This is a genomic window from Massilia putida (assembly GCF_001941825.1).
Taxonomy (GTDB): Bacteria; Pseudomonadota; Gammaproteobacteria; order Burkholderiales; family Burkholderiaceae_D; genus Telluria; species Telluria putida.
This window is the reverse complement of the sequence record NZ_CP019038.1, coordinates 5,912,376-5,932,470: the sequence shown is the minus strand read 5'-3', so window position 1 is coordinate 5,932,470 and position 20,095 is coordinate 5,912,376. Positions and strand designations below refer to the sequence as shown.

Annotated in this window: 18 protein-coding genes; 10 read left to right on the top strand and 8 right to left on the bottom strand. The window is 65.2% G+C overall.

From position 1 onward, the window contains the following. Positions 1–15: 15 nt before the first annotated feature. A complete protein-coding gene (locus BVG12_RS28620; RefSeq protein WP_075796621.1) occupies positions 16–954 on the bottom strand; it encodes an exopolyphosphatase in 939 nt (312 codons plus the stop codon). A gap of 397 nt (positions 955–1,351) precedes the next feature. On the opposite strand from BVG12_RS28620, the gene BVG12_RS28615 reads away from it, so the two are divergent. The 4 genes from BVG12_RS28615 to BVG12_RS28600 all read left to right on the top strand — a co-directional run bounded on the left by BVG12_RS28615 (position 1,352) and on the right by BVG12_RS28600 (position 6,018). Next, on the top strand, positions 1,352–2,749 hold the full coding sequence (locus tag BVG12_RS28615) for a sensor histidine kinase (RefSeq protein WP_075795364.1): 1,398 nt from the start codon (positions 1,352–1,354) through the stop codon (positions 2,747–2,749). A gap of 71 nt (positions 2,750–2,820) precedes the next feature. Continuing rightward, positions 2,821–3,600: a LytR/AlgR family response regulator transcription factor gene (locus BVG12_RS28610; protein WP_075795363.1), complete on the top strand. Its 780-nt coding sequence runs from the start codon at positions 2,821–2,823 to the stop codon at positions 3,598–3,600. A gap of 79 nt (positions 3,601–3,679) precedes the next feature. Continuing rightward, positions 3,680–4,840 carry a PAS domain-containing sensor histidine kinase gene (locus tag BVG12_RS28605; protein WP_075795362.1) on the top strand — a complete coding sequence of 387 codons (1,161 nt, stop codon included), beginning with the start codon at positions 3,680–3,682 and terminating at the stop codon, positions 4,838–4,840. 155 nt (positions 4,841–4,995) lie between these two features. Beyond that, entirely contained in the window at positions 4,996–6,018 is a 1,023-nt protein-coding gene (locus tag BVG12_RS28600) for a porin (RefSeq protein WP_075795361.1), read from the top strand. 76 nt (positions 6,019–6,094) lie between these two features. Here BVG12_RS28600 and BVG12_RS28595 read toward each other — a convergent pair whose 3' ends face one another. Next, on the bottom strand, positions 6,095–6,751 hold the full coding sequence (locus tag BVG12_RS28595) for a class I SAM-dependent methyltransferase (RefSeq protein WP_075795360.1): 657 nt from the start codon (positions 6,749–6,751) through the stop codon (positions 6,095–6,097). A 3-nt stretch (positions 6,752–6,754) separates the two neighbouring features. Continuing rightward, positions 6,755–7,696, bottom strand: coding sequence for a CysB family HTH-type transcriptional regulator (locus BVG12_RS28590; protein WP_075795359.1), 942 nt, complete (start codon positions 7,694–7,696; stop codon positions 6,755–6,757). Between the two features lie 159 nt (positions 7,697–7,855). Here BVG12_RS28590 and BVG12_RS28585 point away from each other — a divergent pair, with 159 nt between their 5' ends. From BVG12_RS28585 to cobA, 6 genes are read left to right on the top strand one after another with little or no spacing between them, the layout of a single operon-like run. Then, on the top strand, positions 7,856–9,544 hold the full coding sequence (locus tag BVG12_RS28585; protein ID WP_075795358.1) for a nitrite/sulfite reductase: 1,689 nt from the start codon (positions 7,856–7,858) through the stop codon (positions 9,542–9,544). Next, positions 9,537–10,115 (top strand): DUF934 domain-containing protein, encoded by a 579-nt coding sequence (locus BVG12_RS28580; protein WP_075795357.1) that lies wholly within the window; start codon positions 9,537–9,539, stop codon positions 10,113–10,115. The genes BVG12_RS28585 and BVG12_RS28580 overlap by 8 nt, the downstream gene beginning before the upstream one ends. A gap of 19 nt (positions 10,116–10,134) precedes the next feature. Next, entirely contained in the window at positions 10,135–10,854 is a 720-nt protein-coding gene (locus BVG12_RS28575) for a phosphoadenylyl-sulfate reductase (RefSeq protein WP_229503744.1), read from the top strand. Positions 10,855–10,893: 39 nt separating this feature from the next. Next, entirely contained in the window at positions 10,894–11,832 is a 939-nt protein-coding gene (cysD, locus tag BVG12_RS28570; protein WP_075795356.1) for a sulfate adenylyltransferase subunit CysD, read from the top strand. Further along, positions 11,832–13,172, top strand: a complete 1,341-nt coding sequence (locus BVG12_RS28565) for a sulfate adenylyltransferase subunit 1 (RefSeq protein WP_075795355.1) — start codon at positions 11,832–11,834, stop codon at positions 13,170–13,172. Before cysD ends, BVG12_RS28565 begins: the two co-directional genes overlap by 1 nt. Positions 13,173–13,188: 16 nt before the next feature. Then, the gene (cobA, locus tag BVG12_RS28560) at positions 13,189–13,920 is read left to right on the top strand and encodes a uroporphyrinogen-III C-methyltransferase (protein ID WP_075795354.1); all 732 of its coding nucleotides are present in this window, start codon (positions 13,189–13,191) and stop codon (positions 13,918–13,920) included. A gap of 133 nt (positions 13,921–14,053) precedes the next feature. On the opposite strand, the gene BVG12_RS28555 is transcribed toward cobA, so the two are convergent. The 5 genes from BVG12_RS28555 to lptF form a co-directional block, all read right to left on the bottom strand. Further along, entirely contained in the window at positions 14,054–14,446 is a 393-nt protein-coding gene (locus BVG12_RS28555) for a hypothetical protein (protein ID WP_075795353.1), read from the bottom strand. Positions 14,447–14,506: 60 nt separating this feature from the next. Beyond that, on the bottom strand, positions 14,507–17,146 hold the full coding sequence (locus BVG12_RS28550; protein ID WP_075795352.1) for a DUF4214 domain-containing protein: 2,640 nt from the start codon (positions 17,144–17,146) through the stop codon (positions 14,507–14,509). Between the two features lie 173 nt (positions 17,147–17,319). Further along, positions 17,320–17,703: a sirohydrochlorin chelatase gene (locus tag BVG12_RS28545; protein WP_075795351.1), complete on the bottom strand. Its 384-nt coding sequence runs from the start codon at positions 17,701–17,703 to the stop codon at positions 17,320–17,322. Further along, on the bottom strand, positions 17,703–18,887 hold the full coding sequence (gene lptG / locus BVG12_RS28540; protein ID WP_075795350.1) for an LPS export ABC transporter permease LptG: 1,185 nt from the start codon (positions 18,885–18,887) through the stop codon (positions 17,703–17,705). The genes BVG12_RS28545 and lptG overlap by 1 nt, the downstream gene beginning before the upstream one ends. Next, positions 18,884–20,044 (bottom strand): LPS export ABC transporter permease LptF, encoded by a 1,161-nt coding sequence (gene lptF / locus BVG12_RS28535; RefSeq protein WP_075795349.1) that lies wholly within the window; start codon positions 20,042–20,044, stop codon positions 18,884–18,886. The genes lptG and lptF overlap by 4 nt, the downstream gene beginning before the upstream one ends. Positions 20,045–20,095 lie beyond the last annotated feature (51 nt).

The window sequence follows — 20,095 nt, the reverse complement described above, 5'->3', positions numbered from 1 at the left end:
TTCGGGTGGTCGGACTTAACCCTCGCTCGTGATCCGCTTGATCAGCGCGCCAAGCACATCATCCGCCATGTCGTTGGACACCTGGCACGTGCCCGCATTCTCGTGCCCGCCGCCACCGTATTCCAGCATCAGGGAGCCGATATTCGTCTTCGACGTGCGGTTGAGAATCGACTTGCCCGTCGCGAACACGGTGTTCTGGTTCTTGAGGCCCCACAGCACATGGATCGAGATATTCGTCTCCGGGAACAGCGCATAGATGATGAAGCGGTTGCCCGCGTAGATCACGGGTTCCTCGCGCAGGTCGAGGACGACGAGGTTGCCGTGGACTTGCGCGCAGCGCCGGATCTGATCCTTGCACAGCTCGCTGTGCTCGAAGTACAGCCGGGTGCGCTCCCGCACGTCGGGCAGCGCCATGATCTGGTCGATCGTGTGGTGGCGGCAATAATCGATCAGATCCATCATCAGCTGGTAATTCGAGATGCGGAAATCGCGGAAGCGGCCCAGCCCCGTGCGCGCATCCATCAGGAAATTCAGCAGGTTCCAGCCTTGGGGATCGAGCACTTCCTCGCGCGTAAATCGGGCCGCGTCGCCCTTGTCGACGGCATCCATCATGTCGCGCCAGGCGGCCGGGAACGACCGGGTCGCCCCATAGTGCTCGTAGACGACACGCGCGGCGGACGGCGCCTTCGGGTCGATGACGTGGTTGTCGCGCTGCCCCGTATTGCGGATCGTTTCCGATAAGTGATGGTCGAACGCCAGGTGTGCGCCGGCAACGTAAGGCAGGTTCGTCGTGATGTCGCGCGCGCTGATGGCGATCTTGCCGTCTTGCATGTCTTTCGGATGGACGAACAGGATCTCGTCGATCAGGTCCAGGTGCTTGAGGAGGACGGCGCAGACGAGGCCGTCGAAATCGCTGCGGGTAACGAGGCGGTAACGCTGAGGTACGGCGGACATCGGCAAACCCCTTTCATGTCGAGTATGAAGCATGGGCTGGCGCAGCCAGGACGTCGTTCATCATACCGCGCAATGTTGCCGATTAACAGTTTTTCTATAGGTCATCACGGCATCATCAATCTGTGGGCCCCGCGAAAAACCGCCGCGAGCGGCCGCAATGCCGTTCGGGAAGCGCAGCTGTACGAGCAGTGCGGCCGGCCTGCGCGGCCCGGTCCGCAGTGTAACGCGCAGCAGGTTTTTCGACGTGCCCCTGTGCATTCCAGGGCCTGAAACATGCAGACTGTCGCAAACAGGTGGTAACCCGCGCGGCCAGGAACTAAAGTTGCATCATCTCAACCGTGGTCGGCCACGGTGCCAGCGGTTACACTCGGCGCACCTTTTGATAAAGATCAGCTTCATGCAAACACGGCGTTCCAACCAGCAAACCATCTCGAACACCCTGTCGGCGCTGTCCCGCGGTTTCGATGCGGTCGCCACGTGGGTGACGCAGCTCTCTTGGTGGAAATTCTTCCTGTTTGCCGCGCTGATGATAGTCGCCGGCAAGATCCTGCAGGACGAATTGTTCTCCGGCAGCGAGGAAGAGATCGTGCGCACGGAACACCACGCGCGCCGGCCCGAGCCGACCGTCACGATCGACGACAGCGGCATCCACATCAATCCCGGCAAGAACAGCCGGCGCGGCCCGATCACGATCAATCCGGAAGTCGAGGCCGCCAAGGCGGAAGCGGCGGCGAAAGCGGCGGTTGCGGCGCAGGCGAAGGCCGAGGAAGCGAGGATCGCCGCCGAGGAAAAAGCGGCCGATGCCGCAAGCAAGGCGGTCGGCACGGCCGAGCCCGCCGTCCCGGCGCCGCCGGCGCCACCTGCCCCGCCCGCGCCGGCCGCGGGCAAGGCCGGTACCGGTCATCCGGTGACGAAAACCATCCGCGGCGCGAACGGCGAGGAAGTCCACATCGACCTGCCGCCGCAAATCGGCGAGGAATTGTCGAACGCCATCGAGGCCGCCGTCGACGACGCGGCCGAGGCCAAGGCGCGCAGCTACCACAAGCAGGCGTCGACCTGGTTCACGAGCTTCGTCTGGCTGTTGATCCTCGCGCTGTTCGGCACCAAGGCCCTCGTGGGCGGCAAGAAGCGCGCAGAAGCCGAGATGCAGTCGGCCACGGCTGCCGCCGAGCGCGAATCGATGCAGCGCCAGCTGTCCGAAGCCAAGATGCAGGCCATGCAGGCCCAGGTGGAGCCGCACTTCCTGTTCAATACGCTGGCGTCCGTCGAGCACTTGATCGAAACAAATCCGCCGCGCGCCTCCGCCATGCAGCGCACCCTGATCCAGTACCTGCGCGCCGTGCTGCCGCAGATGCGCGACAACAACCTCGTCACGAATCTGGGGCGCGAAGTCGACATGGTGAAGTCCTACCTCGACCTGCTCAAAATGCGCATGGAAGAGCGCCTGACGGTCGAACTGCACGTGCCGGAAGGCCTGCGCAGCGCGGCGTTTCCCCCGATGATGCTGCAGTCGATGGTCGAGAACGCGATCAAGCACGGCCTCGAATGTAAGCCCGAGGGCGGCCACCTGGCCGTCACGGCGGAAGTCGTCGACAGCAAGCTGCGCGTGACGGTCGCGGACGACGGGGTCGGCTTCGGCGTCATGCCCAGCAAGGGCACCGGGCTGGGCCTGTCCAACATCCGCGAGCGCCTGAAGCTGCTGCACGGCGACGCGGGTCACTTGCATATCGCGGCCAACCAGCCGACCGGGGTGATCGCCACGATCGAAGTGCCGTACCAGCTTGCACCCAAGTAATCATCCCGGGTATTGCTTGTGCCGACAATTCGTTGAATAATTGACACTCCCGACACTGCCCCGATCCGACCATGCCTACCGCTATCATTGCCGATGACGAAAGACTGATGCGCGACCTGCTGCGCACCCGATTGTCCCAGGTGTGGCCGGAGCTGGAAATCGTCGGCGAAGCGAAGAATGGCGACGAGGCCGTGCAACTGGTCGACGAACTGAAGCCCGATCTGACCTTCCTCGACATCCGCATGCCGGGCAAGACGGGCATGGAAGCGGCGCGCGACATCGGCGACGCCAGCCAGGTCGTGTTCGTCACCGCGTACGACCAGTACGCCGTGGAAGCGTTCGAGCGCGGCGCCGTCGACTACGTGCTGAAACCGCCCGAGCCCGAGCGCCTCAAGATCACAGTCGAGCGCCTCAAGGAACGCCTGACGACGCCGGCACGGGCCGCGAGCGCGTCCGTCAACGTCAGCGACACCGTGACGGCGATGCTGTCCCAGCTGGCCGAAAAAATCGCCGCGCCCAAGCCGAAATACCTGCAATGGATCCAGGCCAGCATCGGCCAGGACCTGCGCATGATCCCCGTCGAGGAAATCCTGTTTTTCCGTTCCGACGAGAAATATACCTGCGTCCAGACCGAGAAATTCGAGGCCCTGATCCGCAAGCCCGTGCGCGACCTGGCCGAAGAGCTCGATCCGTCGCTGTTCTGGCAGATCCACCGCGCCACGCTCGTCAACGTCAACGCCATCGAAGGCGTGACGCGCGACATCCGCGGCCGTCACCTCGTCCTGATCAAGGGTCGCACGGAAAAGCTCGAAGTCAGCCGCAGCTTCCTGCACCTCTTCAAGCAGATGTAAGTCAAGTCAACAGTTTGCACGGCGGGTAAGGTAGTTGACGGCCCCGCACAGCGGATCGTTTTCTATCAAGCATTCTCGAATGAAACGACCGCGCCGCTACCGCGTTTCCGGCAGGTCCGCAGCCTGGTTCCTGACCGGGTTCGCGGCCGGTTGCTGGCTGGGCCGGCGCATTATAGGGGAGTCCGAGACCGTGCAGGCCAGCCGTCAAATCGTCAACCACGTCAGCGAAGCCATCATTTCCGCCGACCAGTCGAACACCATCGTCATGGCCAACCCGGCCGCGGCGGCGCTGTTCGGCACGAGCGTCGACCGGATGGTCGGCAGTCCGCTGGGACATTACATCGAAGCCCCCGCCGAAGGGGCGGGCGCCGCCGCCGAGCCCGTCGATTATTTCCAGCCCGGCAGCGGCCGCGCCGGCCGCCGCGCCACCGATTACACGGTCACGGGCGTGCGCATCGATGGCGAACGCTTCCCCATCGAGGGTTCCGTGTCGCGCGCGAACGGCGGCGCCCCGTTTTATACGGTGGTCATGCGCGACGTCAGCGAACGCCGCCGCGTGCAGGAAAAACTGAGCCGCTCGAACGACCAGCTGCGCCAGCTGTCCGCCGCCCTGCAGACGATCCGCGAAGAAGAACGCACCCACATCGCGCGCGAGCTGCACGACGACCTCGGCCAGCTGCTGGCCTCGCTGCGCATGGACCTCACCCTGCTGCAGCAGGCCGACGGCACGCCGGGCGAGAGCCTGCGCCTGATGCGCGGCATGGAAGACAACCTGCTCACCGCCATCACGTCGCTGCGCCGCATCGCCACCAACCTGCGCCCGCGCGCGCTCGACGAAGGCGGCCTGTATTTCGCGCTGCAGGGCCTGCGCGACGATTTCATCGAGCGCTACGGCATTCCGACCACCCTGCTGGCGGACGAAGCCGAACTGCGGCTGGACGACGCGGCCAGCACGGCCATCTTCCGCATCGTGCAGGAAGCGCTGACGAACATCGCCCGCCACGCGGACGCGACGCGCGTCATGATGAATCTGTTCCGGCTGAACAGCGACCTGCTCATCACGATCCGCGACGATGGCCGCGGAATCCGCCCGGAAGACATGGAAAAGGCGGAATCCCTGGGCCTGATCGGCATGCGCGAGCGGGTCTGGGCCATGAAGGGCGAGATCTCGATCGGCGCCGACGAACCGCAGGGCACACGGATCGACATCGTGCTGCCGCTGCACGATCATCTCGTGTAATGACGCGGTCACATCTTGATGACATCGTAAATGTGGTAATTCAGCCACATTTCGCTGTGTCATCAAATCGACATATCGCTTCGATAAGATGCCTGCCAATCAAGCAATTGACCAAATGAAATTGCTTGAGTCGACATCTTATTGGAGAAACCTGAATGCAAGTCAAACGCCTGGCCGCCGCACTGGTAGCCGCCGCCCCGCTCTTCGCCGCCGCCCAGACTAACGTGACGCTGTATGGTGTCGTCGACGCCGCCGTCGAATCCGCCGACGCCGGTGGTCCGGAAGGCCGCCACACCAACGTCCAGTCGGGCGACCAGTCGGGCAGCCGCTTCGGCTTCCGCGGTTCGGAAGACCTGGGCAACGGCCTCAAGGCCATCTTCAACCTGGAAGCCGGCCTGGCCGTCGACACCGGCGTGCAGGATGCCGCCGGCCTGTTCCAGCGCCGCGCCGTCGTCGGCCTGGAAGGCGCATTCGGTACCGTGACGCTGGGCCGCGAATACTCGCCGATCGCGACCGTCGCCGCCGCCACCGACGAATTCGGCCAGGGCTTCTACGGCAGCAACCTGTCGGCCTTCGGCTCGGGCAAGGTGACCCGCCGCCTGTCGAACTCGGTCAACTACAAGAGCGCCTCGTTCAATGGCTTCGACCTGCTGGCGACCTACTCGGCCGGCGAAAAGACCACCGGTCCGTCGGGTGACCTGAAGGGCATCGGCGCCGAATACAAATTGGGCGGCCTGTACCTGGGCGCCGCTTATCACACCCTGAAGCGCGTCGCCACGGGCAACGACAAGGAATACGGCGCCGGCGCCGCCTACACGTTCGCCGACATCGGCGGCCTGGAGATCAAGGCCAACTACCTGTCGGCCGATCCGGATGGCGCGAACAACAAGTTCAAGCAGTACAACCTGGGCGCCGGCTACCCGGTCGGCCAGGGCAAGTTCTACGTCAACCTGCAGCAGAACAAGCTCGAGAACGGCGCCAAGGGCAATGCCTGGGCACTGGCCTACAGCTACTCGCTGTCGAAGCGCACGAACCTGTACACGTCGTACGCCAAACTGAACAACAACGGTCTGGCCGTGTTCGGCCTGAACTCGGGTTCGAACAACATCACGCCGGCTGCGACGTCGCTGGGTGCGGATCCGTCGGCGTTCACCATCGGCATCCGTCACACGTTCTAAATTGGCTTCATTCGCGTGGGCACAGGGTGCCCACCCTACCGAGGCGCACGTAGGGTGGGCTCCCCGAGCCCACGCGTCACTTCAGCCGGCAGGTCAGCATCCAGTAATACGTCAACCGCTCGATCCTGATCTCGCGCACGTCGCCGCCGAGCCGCTTGCGTAACGCACTGTCGGCTGGATAATTCTTCGGCAACTCGAACCGCTCGCCGTCCGGCGCCGCGACGATTTCATACGTATTGCCCTGCGCATCCGTGCGCGCGATCGTGGTGCTGCTGCCCTCGACATAGGCGTCGTCCAGCAGGATCAGCGTGACGTCGTGGCCGAGCCGGGCGCGCAGCTGGACCAGCAATGCGTCCTGCTCGTCGCGCTTGAGGTGCGACCACCAGAAGCCGATGAAGACGCAGGAAAACGTGCCCAGGTCGTCGGGCAGGTCGAGGCCGTCCACGCGGCGGAACGCGACCTTGCCCTCTGGGAAACGGCGGGTCTTGGCCCGGTCTGTCATCTCGTCCAGGATGTCGGTCGCGAGCACCTTGTCGGCCGTCGCGGCGATCACTTCGGTCCAGTAGCCGGTGCCGCACGCCAGTTCCAGCACGGTCTGTCCGCGCACCAGTTGCGCGATGCGTTCGCGCACCTTGGACAAGTCGTTGGCGCGTTCGGCACGCGAAAGCGCCGCATCGGCAGCCTGCGTGCTGCTGGCGTAGTAGCGCGCGACCGGATCATGTTGTCGATTCATTTTTTAAAGCTCGTAATTGTCGCTGGTACCGCGCATGGCCGATTCGACCATCTTGCGGTTGAGCGTGGGTGCCAACAGTTCGATAAAAGTATAGATGTAGCTGCGCAGATAGGCGCCCTGCTTCACGGCCACGCGCGACACATTCATGCCGAACAAATGACCCACAGGAATCGCGCGCAAGTTGCGGTCGCGCTCCTGGTCGAAGGCCATGCCGGCGATGATGCCGATGCCCATGCCCAGCTCCACATATGTCTTGATGACGTCGGCGTCGATGGCTTCCAGCAAGACGTCCGGCTTGAGGTTGCGCAATTCGAACGCGTGATCGATCTTGCTGCGGCCGGCGAACGCGGCGTCGTACGTGATCAGCGGATAGCCCGCGATCTCTTCCAGCGAAATCGCCTTCGACTTCGTCAGCGGGTGCTCGTGCGGCACGACCAGGACGTGTTCCCATTGATAACACGGCAAGGTGATCAGGCCGTCGACGGCGGCGATGGATTCCGTCGCGATGGCGAGATCGGCCTGGTCGTTCTTGACCATGTCCGCGATCTGGCGCGGATTGCCTTGCAATAAGGACAACCTGACTTTCGGGAAGCGCTGCATGAACGCCTGCACGACCTTGGGCAGCATGTAGCGGGCCTGGGTGTGCGTGGTGGCGATGGTGAAGCTGCCGCTGTCCTGGGCGGCGTATTCCTTGCCGATGCGCTTGAGGCTGTCGATCTCCTGCATGATCAGCTCGACCGAACTCAGGACCAGGCGGCCCGGCTCCGTCAGGCCGCGGATGCGCTTGCCGTGGCGGGTGAAAATATCGACCCCGAGTTCCTCTTCCAGTTCGATGATGGCTTTCGACACCCCGGGTTGCGACGTAAACAATGCCTTGGCGGCATCGGTGAGGTTGAAGTTTTGGCGGACCGCTTCGCGCACGAAACGTAGTTGGTGTAGGTTCATTGCCTTATCTTGTCAATCCGATCCCGCATTTTACAAGGATGCTTATACCGCAGGCTCATATAAGCAAATAAATTCTCCGTCGTTTGGAATATAGCTGGATTTTATTAATATTCCGGATAGTTTGGGTCAGGATTGGCCCGCCCCTAAGGAATCTTGCCCATGTACCGTTACGACCAATACGACCATCTCATCGTACGTGAACGCATCGCCCAGTACCGCGACCAGGTACGGCGCCGTCTCGCCGACGAGCTGACCGAAGAAGAATTCCTGCCGCTGCGCTTGCAGAACGGCCTGTACATGCAGCGCCATGCCTACATGCTGCGCATCGCCGTTCCGTACGGCCTGCTGTCGACGGCGCAGATGCGCATGTTCGCGCATATCGCCCGCAAGTACGACCGCGGCTACGGCCACTTCACGACGCGCCAGAACATCCAGTTCAACTGGATCGAGCTGGAGCAGACCCCGGACATCCTGACGGACCTCGCCTCGGTCGAGATGCACGCGATCCAGACGTCGGGCAATTGCATTCGTAACACCACGACGGACGAATTCGCCGGCGTCGCGGCCGACGAGATCGTCGACGCGCGCCCGTACGCCGAGATCATCCGCCAGTGGAGCACGTTCCACCCCGAATTCATTGCCCTGCCCCGCAAGTTCAAGATTGCGATCAATGGTGCCGTGGAAGACCGCGCCGCGATCGCCGTCCACGACATCGGCCTGACGGCCGTGCGCAACGAGGCCGGCGAAGTGGGCTTCAAGTTCATGGTTGGTGGCGGCCTGGGCCGTACGCCGATCCTGGGCAGCGTGATCAACGAATTCGTGCCCTGGCAGCACCTGCTGACGTACACGGAAGCGATCATGCGCGTGTACAACCAGTTCGGCCGCCGCGACAACAAGTACAAGGCCCGCATCAAGATCCTCGTGAAGGCCGTGGGCGCCGAGGAATTCGCGCGCATGGTCGAGGCCGAATTCGCCGACCTGAAGGACGGTCCGGAAACCCTGACCCGCGAGGAAGTCGAACGCGTCGCGCAATGGTTCAATCCGAAGCCCTACCTGACCCTGCCGAACATCGATCCGCGCGCGGAACACGCCGACAACAAGGCGTTCGCCAACTGGCTGATGCGCAACGTCAAGCCGCACAAGGTGCCGGGCTATGCGTCCGTCGTGCTGTCGCTCAAGAAGACGGGCGTGCCGCCGGGCGACGCGACCGCCGAGCAGATGGATTTCGTGGCCGACCTGGCCGACAAGTACAGCTTCAACGAACTGCGCGTGACGCACGAGCAGAACCTCGTGCTGGCCGACGTCGAGCAAAGCAAACTGTTCGAAGTGTGGCAACAGGCCAAGGCGCGCGGCCTCGCGACGCCGAACATCGGCCTGCTGACGGACATGATCTCGTGCCCGGGCGGCGACTACTGCTCGCTGGCGAACGCGAAATCGATCCCGATCGCGGCGGCCATCGCCGAACGTTTCGACAACCTGGACTTCCAGCACGACATCGGCGACATCGAACTGAACATCTCGGGCTGCATCAACGCCTGCGGCCACCACCACGTCGGCCATATCGGCGTGCTGGGCGTGGACAAGGACGGCGCCGAGTGGTACCAGGTGTCGATCGGCGGCGCCCAGGGCAACGAGTCGGCCATCGGCAAGATCATCGGCCCGTCGTTCTCGGCACCGCAGATGCCGGAAGTCATCGGCCGCCTGCTCGAGGTGTATGTGAAGAACCGTGTCGAAGGCGAACGCTTCGTCGACGTGGCGCAGCGCCTCGGCGTCGCGCCGTTCAAGGAACATGTTTATGCCACGCCGATCCCGGCCGGCGCCAAGGTTGGGGAAGACGAATATGCCTAATTTCGAATTGCACTCGCACAAGCAGATCATCAAGCACCGCGAAGTGGTGGATGACGACTGGAGCGTCCTGAAACTCATCGAAGACGGCACCCCGGAAACCGTCGAGGTCCCGGCCGGCAAGATCATCGTCCCGGTCAAGGTCTGGCTGGCGCAGCGCGAACAGCTGCTGGGCCGCGCCGCCCGCCGCGAACTGGGCATCTGGTTCGCATCGGACGAGCTGGCGCACACGGTCAAGGACGACCTCGACAAGTTCGCCGTCGTCGCCGTCGACTTCCCGAAATTCAGTGACGGACGCGGCTACTCGATCGCCTACAACCTGCGCAAGCGCCTCGGCTACCAGGGCGAGCTGCGCGCGATCGGCGACGTGCTGCGCGACCAGCTGTTCCAGATGCTTCGCTGCGGCTTCAACGCCTATGCGACGCGCCAGGACCGCAACATCCACGACGCGCTGAAAGGCTTGACGGTGTTCTCGGAAACGTACCAGGCATCCGTCGACAATGAACTGCCGCTGTTCCGCCGCCACCAGCGCGGCGCGCTGCCCGAGCACAGCGATATCGGCGCCGGCATCTGACGAGCAAACAAGGAAACCCATGAGCGATCTGAACGCGCGGGTGAATGAAACCCGCGGCATCCTGGAGCGCATTGCGCGCGATTTTTCGCCTGCCGTGTTCGCTTCCAGCCTGGCGGCCGAGGACATGGTCCTGACCGACCTGATCTTGAAGGCCGGCCTGCCGATCACCATCTTCTCGCTGGAGACCGGCCGCCTGCACAAGGAAACCCTGGCCATGTTCGACAAGGTCAAGGCCCATTACGGCTACGACATCGTCGTGATGCGCCCGAAGCAGGAACTGGTCGACGAGTACGTGAGCAAGAACGGCCTGAACGCGTTCTACGACAGCGTCGAGCTGCGCAAGGGCTGCTGCTACGTGCGCAAGGTCGAGCCGCTGGGCCGCGCCCTCGCCGGCAACAAGGCGTGGATCACGGGCCAGCGCCGCGCGCAGTCGACGACGCGCAGCGACCTGCCCGTGCAGGAAGACGACGCGGCGCACGGCATGGCCAAGTTCAATCCGCTGGCCGACTGGAGCGAAGAGAACGTGTGGGAATACATCCGCGGCAATAACGTGCCGTACAACGACCTGCACGACCGCGGCTACCCGTCGATCGGCTGCGAACCCTGCACCCGCGCGATCCAGCCGGGCGAAGACGTCCGCGCCGGCCGCTGGTGGTGGGAAAATGCCGACTCCAAGGAATGCGGCCTGCACCTCGTGGACGGCAAGCTCATCCGAATCAAATCCGTGGCCCCGGTTTAATGACCGATACGGCCTTACAAGACATCAGGCACAGCAAACATGACGACTTTTTCCGATACGCCGCTCGCCCTCAGTGACGTGAATGCGCGCCACCTGGACGCACTCGAATCCGAAGCCATCCACATCCTGCGCGAGGTCGCGGCCGAATGCTCGAACCCCGCCCTGCTATTCTCGGGCGGCAAGGACTCCGTGGTGCTGCTGCGCCTGGCCGAGAAGGCTTTCCGTCCGGGTAAATTCCCGTTCCCGCTCGTGCACATCGACACGGGCCACAACTTCGACGAAGTGATCCAGTTCCGCGACGCGCGCGTGGCCGAACTGGGCGAGCGCCTGATCGTCGGTTCCGTCGAGGACTCGATCAAGAAGGGCACCGTCCGCCTGCGCAATCCGCAGACGGATTCGCGCAACGCGGCGCAAGCCGTGACGCTGCTGGAAACCATCGCCGAATACGGCTTCGACGCCTGCATCGGCGGCGCCCGCCGCGACGAGGAAAAGGCGCGCGCGAAAGAGCGTATCTTCTCGTTCCGCGACGAATTCGGCCAGTGGGATCCGAAGGCCCAGCGTCCGGAACTGTGGGACCTGTATAACACCCGCGTGCACCCGGGCGAGAACATGCGCGTGTTCCCGATCTCGAACTGGACCGAGCTCGACGTCTGGCAATACATCGCCCGCGAAAAGCTGGCGCTGCCGCCGATCTATTTCGCGCACGAGCGCCAGGTGATCCCGCGTAACGGCCTGCTCGTGCCGCTGACGCCGCTGACGCCGGCCCGCGAAGGCGAGGAAGTCGAGACGCGCGTCGTGCGCTTCCGCACCGTGGGCGACATCTCCTGCACATGCCCCGTCGCGTCGGATGCATCGACCGTCGACGCCATCATCGCCGAGACGGCCATCACCCAGATCACCGAGCGCGGCGCGACCCGCATGGACGACCAGACCTCGGAAGCCTCGATGGAAAAGCGCAAGAAACAAGGATATTTCTGATGAACGCACTGAACGAAAAACTGAACCACAACGACGACCAGAGCGGCCAGGCCGGTCTGCTGCGTTTCATCACCGCCGGCTCCGTCGACGACGGCAAGAGCACGCTGATCGGCCGCCTGCTGTTCGACAGCAAGGGCATCTTCGCCGACCAGCTGGCCGCCGTGTCGCGCTCCAAGCACAAGCGCACCGTGGGCGACACGATCGACCTGTCGCTGCTGACGGACGGCCTGGAAGCCGAGCGCGAACAGGGCATCACGATCGACGTCGCGTACCGTTATTTCGCCACGCCGAAGCGCAAGTTCATCATCGCGGATACGCCGGGCCACGAGCAGTACACCCGCAACATGGTGACGGGCGCGTCGACCGCGGACGCCGTCATCATCCTCGTCGACGTGTCGAAGGTGAAGCTCGGTGACGACGGCAGCGTGGAACTCCTCGTGCAGACGAAGCGCCACTCCACGATCGCCAAGCTGCTGCAGATCGAGCACGTGATCGTCGCCGTCAACAAGATGGACCTCGTGGACTACGACCGCACCGTGTACGACCGCATCGTCGCCGAATACACCAAGTTCGCGGACACGCTGGGCCTGAAGGACATCACCGCGATCCCGCTGTCGGCGCTGGCCGGCGACAACGTCGTCGAACGCGGCGACAACATGCCGTGGTACGAAGGCCCGACCCTGATCGAGCTGCTGGAAGGCCTGTCGGTGTACGACGAGACCCACGCCGCCCCGTTCCGCTTCCCCGTGCAGCTGGTGGCGCGCCACAACGGCCACGAAGCCAACGACTTCCGCGGCTATATGGGCCGCATCGAATCGGGCAAGGTGGCGGTGGGCGACAAGCTCGTCGTGCAGCCGTCCGGCCACAGCGCGACCGTGAAGGAAATCCTCACGTTCGACGGCCCGCTGCAGCAGGCCGTCGCCGGCCAGTCGGTCACGATCACGCTGAATGAGTACGTGGACATCTCGCGCGGCGACGTGCTGGCCCCGGCCGAGCAACCGGCCACGCTGCTCAAGCAAGTGAAGGCGGACGTGTGCTGGATGGCCGACGAACCCCTGGACGTGCGCCGCAAGTACTGGATCAAGCACGGCACGCGCCAGACGATGGCCAAGGTGAAAGCGATCGACTCCATCCTGGACGTCAACACGCAGACGCGCCGCACCGTGGACAACCCGGCCGAAGGCCTGAAACTGAACGACATCGCCCGGATCGAACTGACCGTGCAGCAGCCGCTGGCCGCCGACGCCTACGATGCGATCCGCGCAACGGGCGCCTTCATCCTGATCGATGAAGTTACCCATCAGACCGTTGCCGCGGGTATGATTCGTATTGACGCGTAACGAACGAAAGGGATCCATGGCGGCGCTGGGAAAAGTTTATTTGATTGGAGCCGGACCCGGCGCTGCTGATCTCATCACCGTTCGCGGGGCGCGCCTGCTCGGGGAGGCGGAAGTCGTGCTGTACGACGCCCTCGTCACTCCGGAGATGCTGGCGCTCTGCCGGCAGGCCGAGCTGATCCCGGTCGGCAAGCGCTCCGGCCAGCGTTCGACGGCGCAAACCGTCATCAATGAAAAACTCGTCGACTGCGCGCGTCGCTACCGGCGCGTCGTGCGTTTGAAGGGCGGCGATCCGATGCTGTTCGGCCGCGCCGACGAGGAACTCCGCGCGCTCGAGGAAGCGGGCGTCGAGGTCGAAGTCGTCCCCGGCATCACGACGGCCGTCGCCGCCGCCGCCGCGACCCTGCAGCCGCTGACCAAGCGCGGCGTGGCGCGCAGCGTCGCCTTCTTCACGTCCAGCACGGCCCCCGATCAACCGGACCACCCGGCCCTGCCGGAAACGGACACGCTCGTGCAATACATGGGCGGCCGCGAAGCCGCCGCCACGGCGGAACGCCTGCTGGCCGAGGGCCGCCGGCCGGACTTGCCGGTCGTCGTCGTGGAAAACTGCAGCCGGGCGGACCAGCGAGTGCGCCGCCTGACCTTGTCGGATCTGGCGCACGGCCTCGACGTGGCCCATGGGCCCGTGCTCGTCATGATAGGCGAGGCGATGGGGGCGAGGCCGCATCAAACGGTGGATCCGGCTGCATGATCCGTCCTTCCCGCGCAGGCGGGAACAACCCACCGGGCTGTCCCCCAAGCTGCGCTACAGAATTCGGTACGTGGGAAGCATGGTAGGGCGTCCGGACAACGACTTCGACAACTCAGCATGGCGGGGATGACGGTTAGCGCGCCCGCGCTTCCAGCTCGGCCTCGAGCTTGAGCGCGGCCGCGTTCGTATCCACCGCGATCCGGTTCAGGCGCGCCAGCGCCGCCGCCAGCCGCACCCCGCTCTCTCCCCCGCATTCGCGCACATGCCAGCGCGCGAGGTCGCAGCGCATCCGCGCCAGTTCGGCCCGCAGGCCCGCCAGCATGCGGCGCAGGCTGCCGTCGGCATCGGATGCGGGGCCGGTCTTCGTATCGCCATCCGTCAAGTGATGCTGCATGACGGCGATGCGCACATGCATGCCCTGCAGGCGGCACGCCAAGCGGTCGAGGCGGCGCGCGCAACGCAGTTCCACCCAGGCACGCGGTGCGGGCAGCAGGCGGACGAACAAGGAGACGAGCTTGCGGAACATCGCAGCAGTCTCGATCCTGCGGCCGCCAGGGGCCATGATGCGCGACAAACTTAAGTCGACTCAGCCCCAGTGCAAGTAGTCGATGCCGTTCTGGATGCTGCCGATGACTTGCGTCTGGTTTTCCGCGCTCTCGCTGAAATTGGCCAGCACGTCGGCGCGGGTCGCGGACGACGCCAGCGCATGCTGCCAGAAATCGGCGCCGGCGCTGTCGCCTGCGCGGTGCAGCACGTTCTGGTACAGCGCCTGCACGAATTGCGTGTCGTTCGTGTTCGCGCCGTACAGGCTCGCGAATTCGGCGCTGCCGGCAAACCCCGCCGCCGCCTGCGTGAGGGTCATGCCCTTGTCCATCGCGTCGATCCAGTAGCCGAGGCCCGCCTTGTCCGGCGCACGGTTGAACGCGGCCTGGTACAGGCGATACGCCTCGCCCGCCGTGCCGTCCACGTCCAGCGCGACCATGCCGTCGCTGAACTTGAGGCGCTCGACATTCGACAGGGTCGCGTGGTTGCCCGCCGCATCCGTCACCGAGACCGTGGTGCCCTCGTTGACGATGTGGGCGCCGGCGCGCGCGCTCGCATACACGAGCGTATCGAGGCCGCCCTGCCCCGTCACCTTGCTTTCGCCGGACACGGCGGCCAGCGCCTGCCCGAGGCCGCTGAATGCGAGGTCCGTCACGGCAGGGCTGCCTGCCACGGGCGCGCTCGCGACCGGCGTGCCGGCCACGGGTACGCTTGCGACCGGCGTGCTGGGTGCGCTCACGGCCGGCGTGCTGGCCACGGGCGCGCTGGGGGCCGGGGCGCTCGTCACGGGATGGGCCGCCGGCGCCGGGGCGTCGCCCGTGGTGACCGTCTGCGTCCCGCTCTGGGTCGTGGCCGACGTGCTGGCGCCGCCCGACAGGATGCGCATCTCGATGGCGGCGCCGCCGGATGCCGGGGTATCCACCCATGCGCCGGCGAAGCCGCCGTGCGCGAGCGCCGTCACGCCGGGGCTCGCCTGGTCGCCGCTGCGCAGCTGGTTGATGGCGAATTCCTGCGTGTCGACGGCCGTGCCGTCCGCGCCGAAGCGGCGGCCGAACACGCCGTTGCCGTCGCCGTCGGCGCCCTGCCAGGCGACCAGGAACGTGCCGTCGGACAGCGCCGCGACGTCGGCGTCGTAATGCCCTCCGCCCGACTGCACGTTCGCCTGGGTGACGGCGCCGACCTTGTTGCCGGTGGCGTCGAAGCGCTGGAAGAAGATGTCGCTGTTCGCAAAGCCCAGCGGGTCGTTGGCATAGCTGTCCCACGCGGCGACGAAGCCGCCGTCGGCCAGCGCCGTCACGTGCGGCAGCGGCGCGGCCGTCGTGATGCTGGCCGCGTAGCCGTCGCCGCTCGCCACGAACACGGACGCCGGCGCACGGCTCAATGCGGCGTAGACGTTGCCGTCGTTGATCTCGCCCCACGACACGACGTAGCCGCCGCCCTTGAGGCTTGCCAGCGCCGGGCTGTAGGCCGAGCCGAGCGCGCTGTAGACTTGCTGGCCGCCGACGAGGGCACCGTCCGCCGCCGCGGCCTGCTGCACGTGCACCGCGGCGCCGCTGCGCCAGCCGATGGCGAACGAACCGTCGGCGAGCGTCGCCACGGTGGGCATGGACGCGTCGCCGGACGTGCCGGCGTCCAGCACGTGTTCCGCACCGGCGCTGCCGGTGGCATCGACGACGCGGTAGGCGATCTTGTTCGCGCCGCCGTCGTTCAACGTGTAGGCGACGACGAAGCGGCCGCCGTCCAGCGCGCTCACGGCCGGATGGCCTTCCACCTTCGCATCGCCGTCCGGCGTCAGCGCGAACGCGGCGCCCTGCGCATTGCCGCCCGCGTCGCGCAGCTGGGCCCACAGGCCGCTGCCCGCGCCGCCGGCGACGGAATCCGGGCCCTGCCACACGGCGACGAAGCCGCCGCCGGACAATGTGGCCAAGGCAGGATGCGAACTGTAGGCGTCCAGGGCGGCGCCGGCCTTCGCTTCGTTGCTTGAGCCGGGCAAGCTGCCCGTCGCGCCATTTTCCACGGAATAGGTCAGGGTCTGCGTGACGCCCGTGTTCGCGACCGGATTGCCGTTACTGTCGACCTGGTAGCGGTCGTAGTAGTGCACCGTGACCGCGGCCGCCTGGCCGTCGGCCGGCAGCTGGCTCGCGTCGGCCACGACCAGCCGCGCGCTCGTGTCGACGGCCGGGTTGTAGGCGATGGAGAACAGGCCCGGCTGCGACTGGTTGTCGATCACCCAGCGGCCGCCCGTCTGGTCGCCGGTGTCGATCGGCTTGAGGATGTCGACCACGTCGCCCGCATGCGCGGTCGTGAACACGACGTTGCTGCTGCCGACGGCGCCGACCGGCTGGTTGTCCGGGAAGACGGTGTCCACCACGGTGACGATCGTGCCGTCCGCCTGTTTGTAGTGCACATTGAACGATGCCGTCGACGTCGCGTCGCTGCCCAGGCTGTCCTGGAAGCGCCACAGCGTGCCCGCCGTCGCCACGTACGCGCCCTGGGCGTCGGCCGGCGCCGAATAGGTGATCCAGGTGTTGCCGCCGTCCTGGCTGTACTGCATGTCGCCGCGCGAGAACGTCTGACCGAGCGCGGTCGACGTGTCGAACGAGACGGCGCTGGCGTTGGAATAGGTCCAGGCCGAGCTGGCCCAGCCGGGACGAACGTAGATCGAAGTCGTGGGAGTGGTCATGGCGTCGGGAATCGGTTATTCCAAACGCATATGATTCCTCAAGGCAAATTAAAATTCAATGAGGAAATTAGTTTTCCGCAGTCAATACTACTGAAAACCAACGAATCGTTAGCGCCGCGTCAATCAAATTGACATGAATAGATGCAGCCGCGACAACACAGATAACGAACGCATTATGTTGGCAAGCATGCCACATCCGCGCCCGCACAGTATGCGGCCATGGCGGCTAGCACGCCCGGGTCTTCGCCGACGGCCGGCACCGTGCGGAACGTTACCTGAGGATGGCTGGCGCGCAGCTGGTCGAGCAGCAGCGGCAGGTCGCGCAGCAGATGGCCGCCCTGCCCCAGGAACACGGGGACGATGGTGACGTCGCGCGCGCCCGATGCCACCTGGGCGCCCACTTCGTCCGGCAGGCTCGGCGTCATCAGTTCGAGGAACGCCAGCGACACGGCGCAATCCGGACGGCGCGCGGCGGTCAGGTCGCGCAGGCGCTGGAACGGCGCGGCCCAGGCGGCGGCGCGGGCGCCGTGGGCGAACAATACGAGTGCTTTTTCCATCAATGTCTTTCCACCCAGCGCAGGGCGCCGATCGCCAGCAGCAGGAACAGCAGGCTGGGCGCGGCCGCCGTCACGAAGGCCGGCCACGTCGACAGCATGCCCACGTGCGAAAACAAGGAGTTAATCAACAGGAAGCTCACGCCGATCATGATGCCGATGAAAATCTTGAGGCTCACGCCGCCGCTGCGCGTGTGCAGGTAGCCGAACGGCAGCGCGAGCGCCATCAGCACGAAGATCGACAGCGGATCGAACAGCTTTTTCCAGAACGCGATCTTGAAGCGCTCCGTCTCCTGGCGGTTTTCGGCCAGGTGGCGCGTGTACACGGCCAGCTCGTTCGCCGACATCTGCGCCGGATCGGACCGCGACACGGACAGGATCTTGGGCGTGATCTCGGACACGAGATCGAGGCTGGCGAGCTTGCGCGTGGAGACGGACGCCGTGTCCTGGCCGAACCGGCTCTGGATGGTCTGGCCGGCCGCGACGGGCGTGTCCGGCGCCGGCAGCTCGCGGCTGTTCGTGAACAGCGTCTCGGTGACGTCCTTCAGGCGCCAGGTGCTGTTGCCGCTGAACGTGGCGCTGGCGGCCGTGATCAGGGAGCGCATGCGCATGCCGTTGTCGAACTCGTACAGGCGCACGTCGATCAGCTGGCCGTCCGGACGGATCTGGCGCGCGTTGAAGAAGCGCGACCCGGTCACGGGGCCTTTCACGCCGTCCGCGTGGATCGTGTCCTTGGTCCACATGCCCGAGCGGAATTCGGCCGACACCGTCGCGCCCTTCGCGGACAGGCGCACGCGTTCCGCGATCGGGGCCGTGCGCGGCGTGATCAATTCGCCGAACAGGAACGTGATGGCCACGAACAGCACGCCGATCTTGGCCAGCATGATGCCGGCCTGCTGCGTCGACATGGACGATGCGCGCATGATCGTGAATTCCGAACTCTGCGCGAACTGCGCCATCGTGTAGATGGTGCCGATCAGCGCGGCCACGGGCATCACCTCGTACACGTGGCCGGGAATGAGCAGCAGGACGTACAGGATCGCGTGCTGGATCATGTAGCCGCCCTTGCCCACCGCGGGCAGTTCCTGCGTCAGGTCCATGAACGCGATCAGGCCGAGGAAGGCGACGAGCACGAAGGCCACGGCCTGCGCGATGTTGACGAAGAAGTAGCGCTGCAGGATCTTCATTGCGCGCCCTCCTGCGTGGCGCCGGCGGTGCTGCCGGCGCGCAGCAGGCGGCGGCGCTTGAAGGCGCCCAGCAGCGCGAGCGGGTGCCAGCGGTGGTTCACGTTCAGGCGCCAGGCGAACAGCCCCGCCACGACCAGCAGCGCGAACACGTGCAGCGGCCACCACGCGATGCCGAAGCTCATCTTGCCCTGCTTGACGCTGGCCTCGAACAGTTTCGACAGATTGCTATACGTGAAAAAAATCAGCAGCGCGAGGATCAGGTTCGCGGAACTGCCGGCGCGCGGGTTGACGAAGCCGAGCGGGATCGCCAGCAGCATCAGCACGACGCACGTGATCGGCGCCGAGATCCGGTACAGCAGTTCGGCGTTCGTGAAGCGGTTGTCCGGCAGCGCCAGCAGGGCCGGCGTGGACAGCGCGTCGGCCGGCGTCTCGGAGCCCATCACGGGCACCTGGCTGGCGATGCGCATGCGGTAGCGCTCGAATTCCATCGATTGAAAATCGGCCCGTCCCGGCTGGCCCAGATAGCGCCGGCCGTTTTTCAATACGAGGTACTGGCCGCCCTTGCCGTCCGGCTCGATCACGCCTTCCTTCGCGACGACGATCGAGCTGCCGCTTTCGTCGACGGAATTCACGAACACGTTCTGCACGACGGTCGATGCGCGCGTGCTGCCTTCGACGAAGAACACGCGGTTGGTCGACGTCGATTCGCGGAACTGGCCGGGCGACACGCGCTTGAGGTCTTCGCGCTTCTCGAAGCGCTCGACGAATTCGGTGCTTTTCATCTTGGCCCACGGCGTCGCGATGAACGACAGCGCGGCGACCAGCGCCACCAGCGGCAGGCCGAAGACGAGGACCGGGCCCACCCACCGCAGCAGCGACTGGCCGGACGCGAACCATACGACCATCTCGGAATCGCGGTAGCTGCGCGTGACGGTGGCGATGACCGCGATAAAGCTGGTAAGGATGAGGATAGTTGGCAGATAATTCAGCACCGAAAAGCCGATCAGCGCCAGCACGTCGCTCGAGGCGACCTTGCCCCCCGCGGCCTTGCCGAGGATGGAGATCAGGGTCCAGGTGACGAAGATCGTAAACAGGACCGTGAAGGTGGCGCCGGCCACACTGGCCAATTCACGCTGTAGGGCGCGTTGGAAAATCATTCGATAGTTATAATTGCTGGTTTGAAGGAACCCCGGGGAACCGTCACGAGC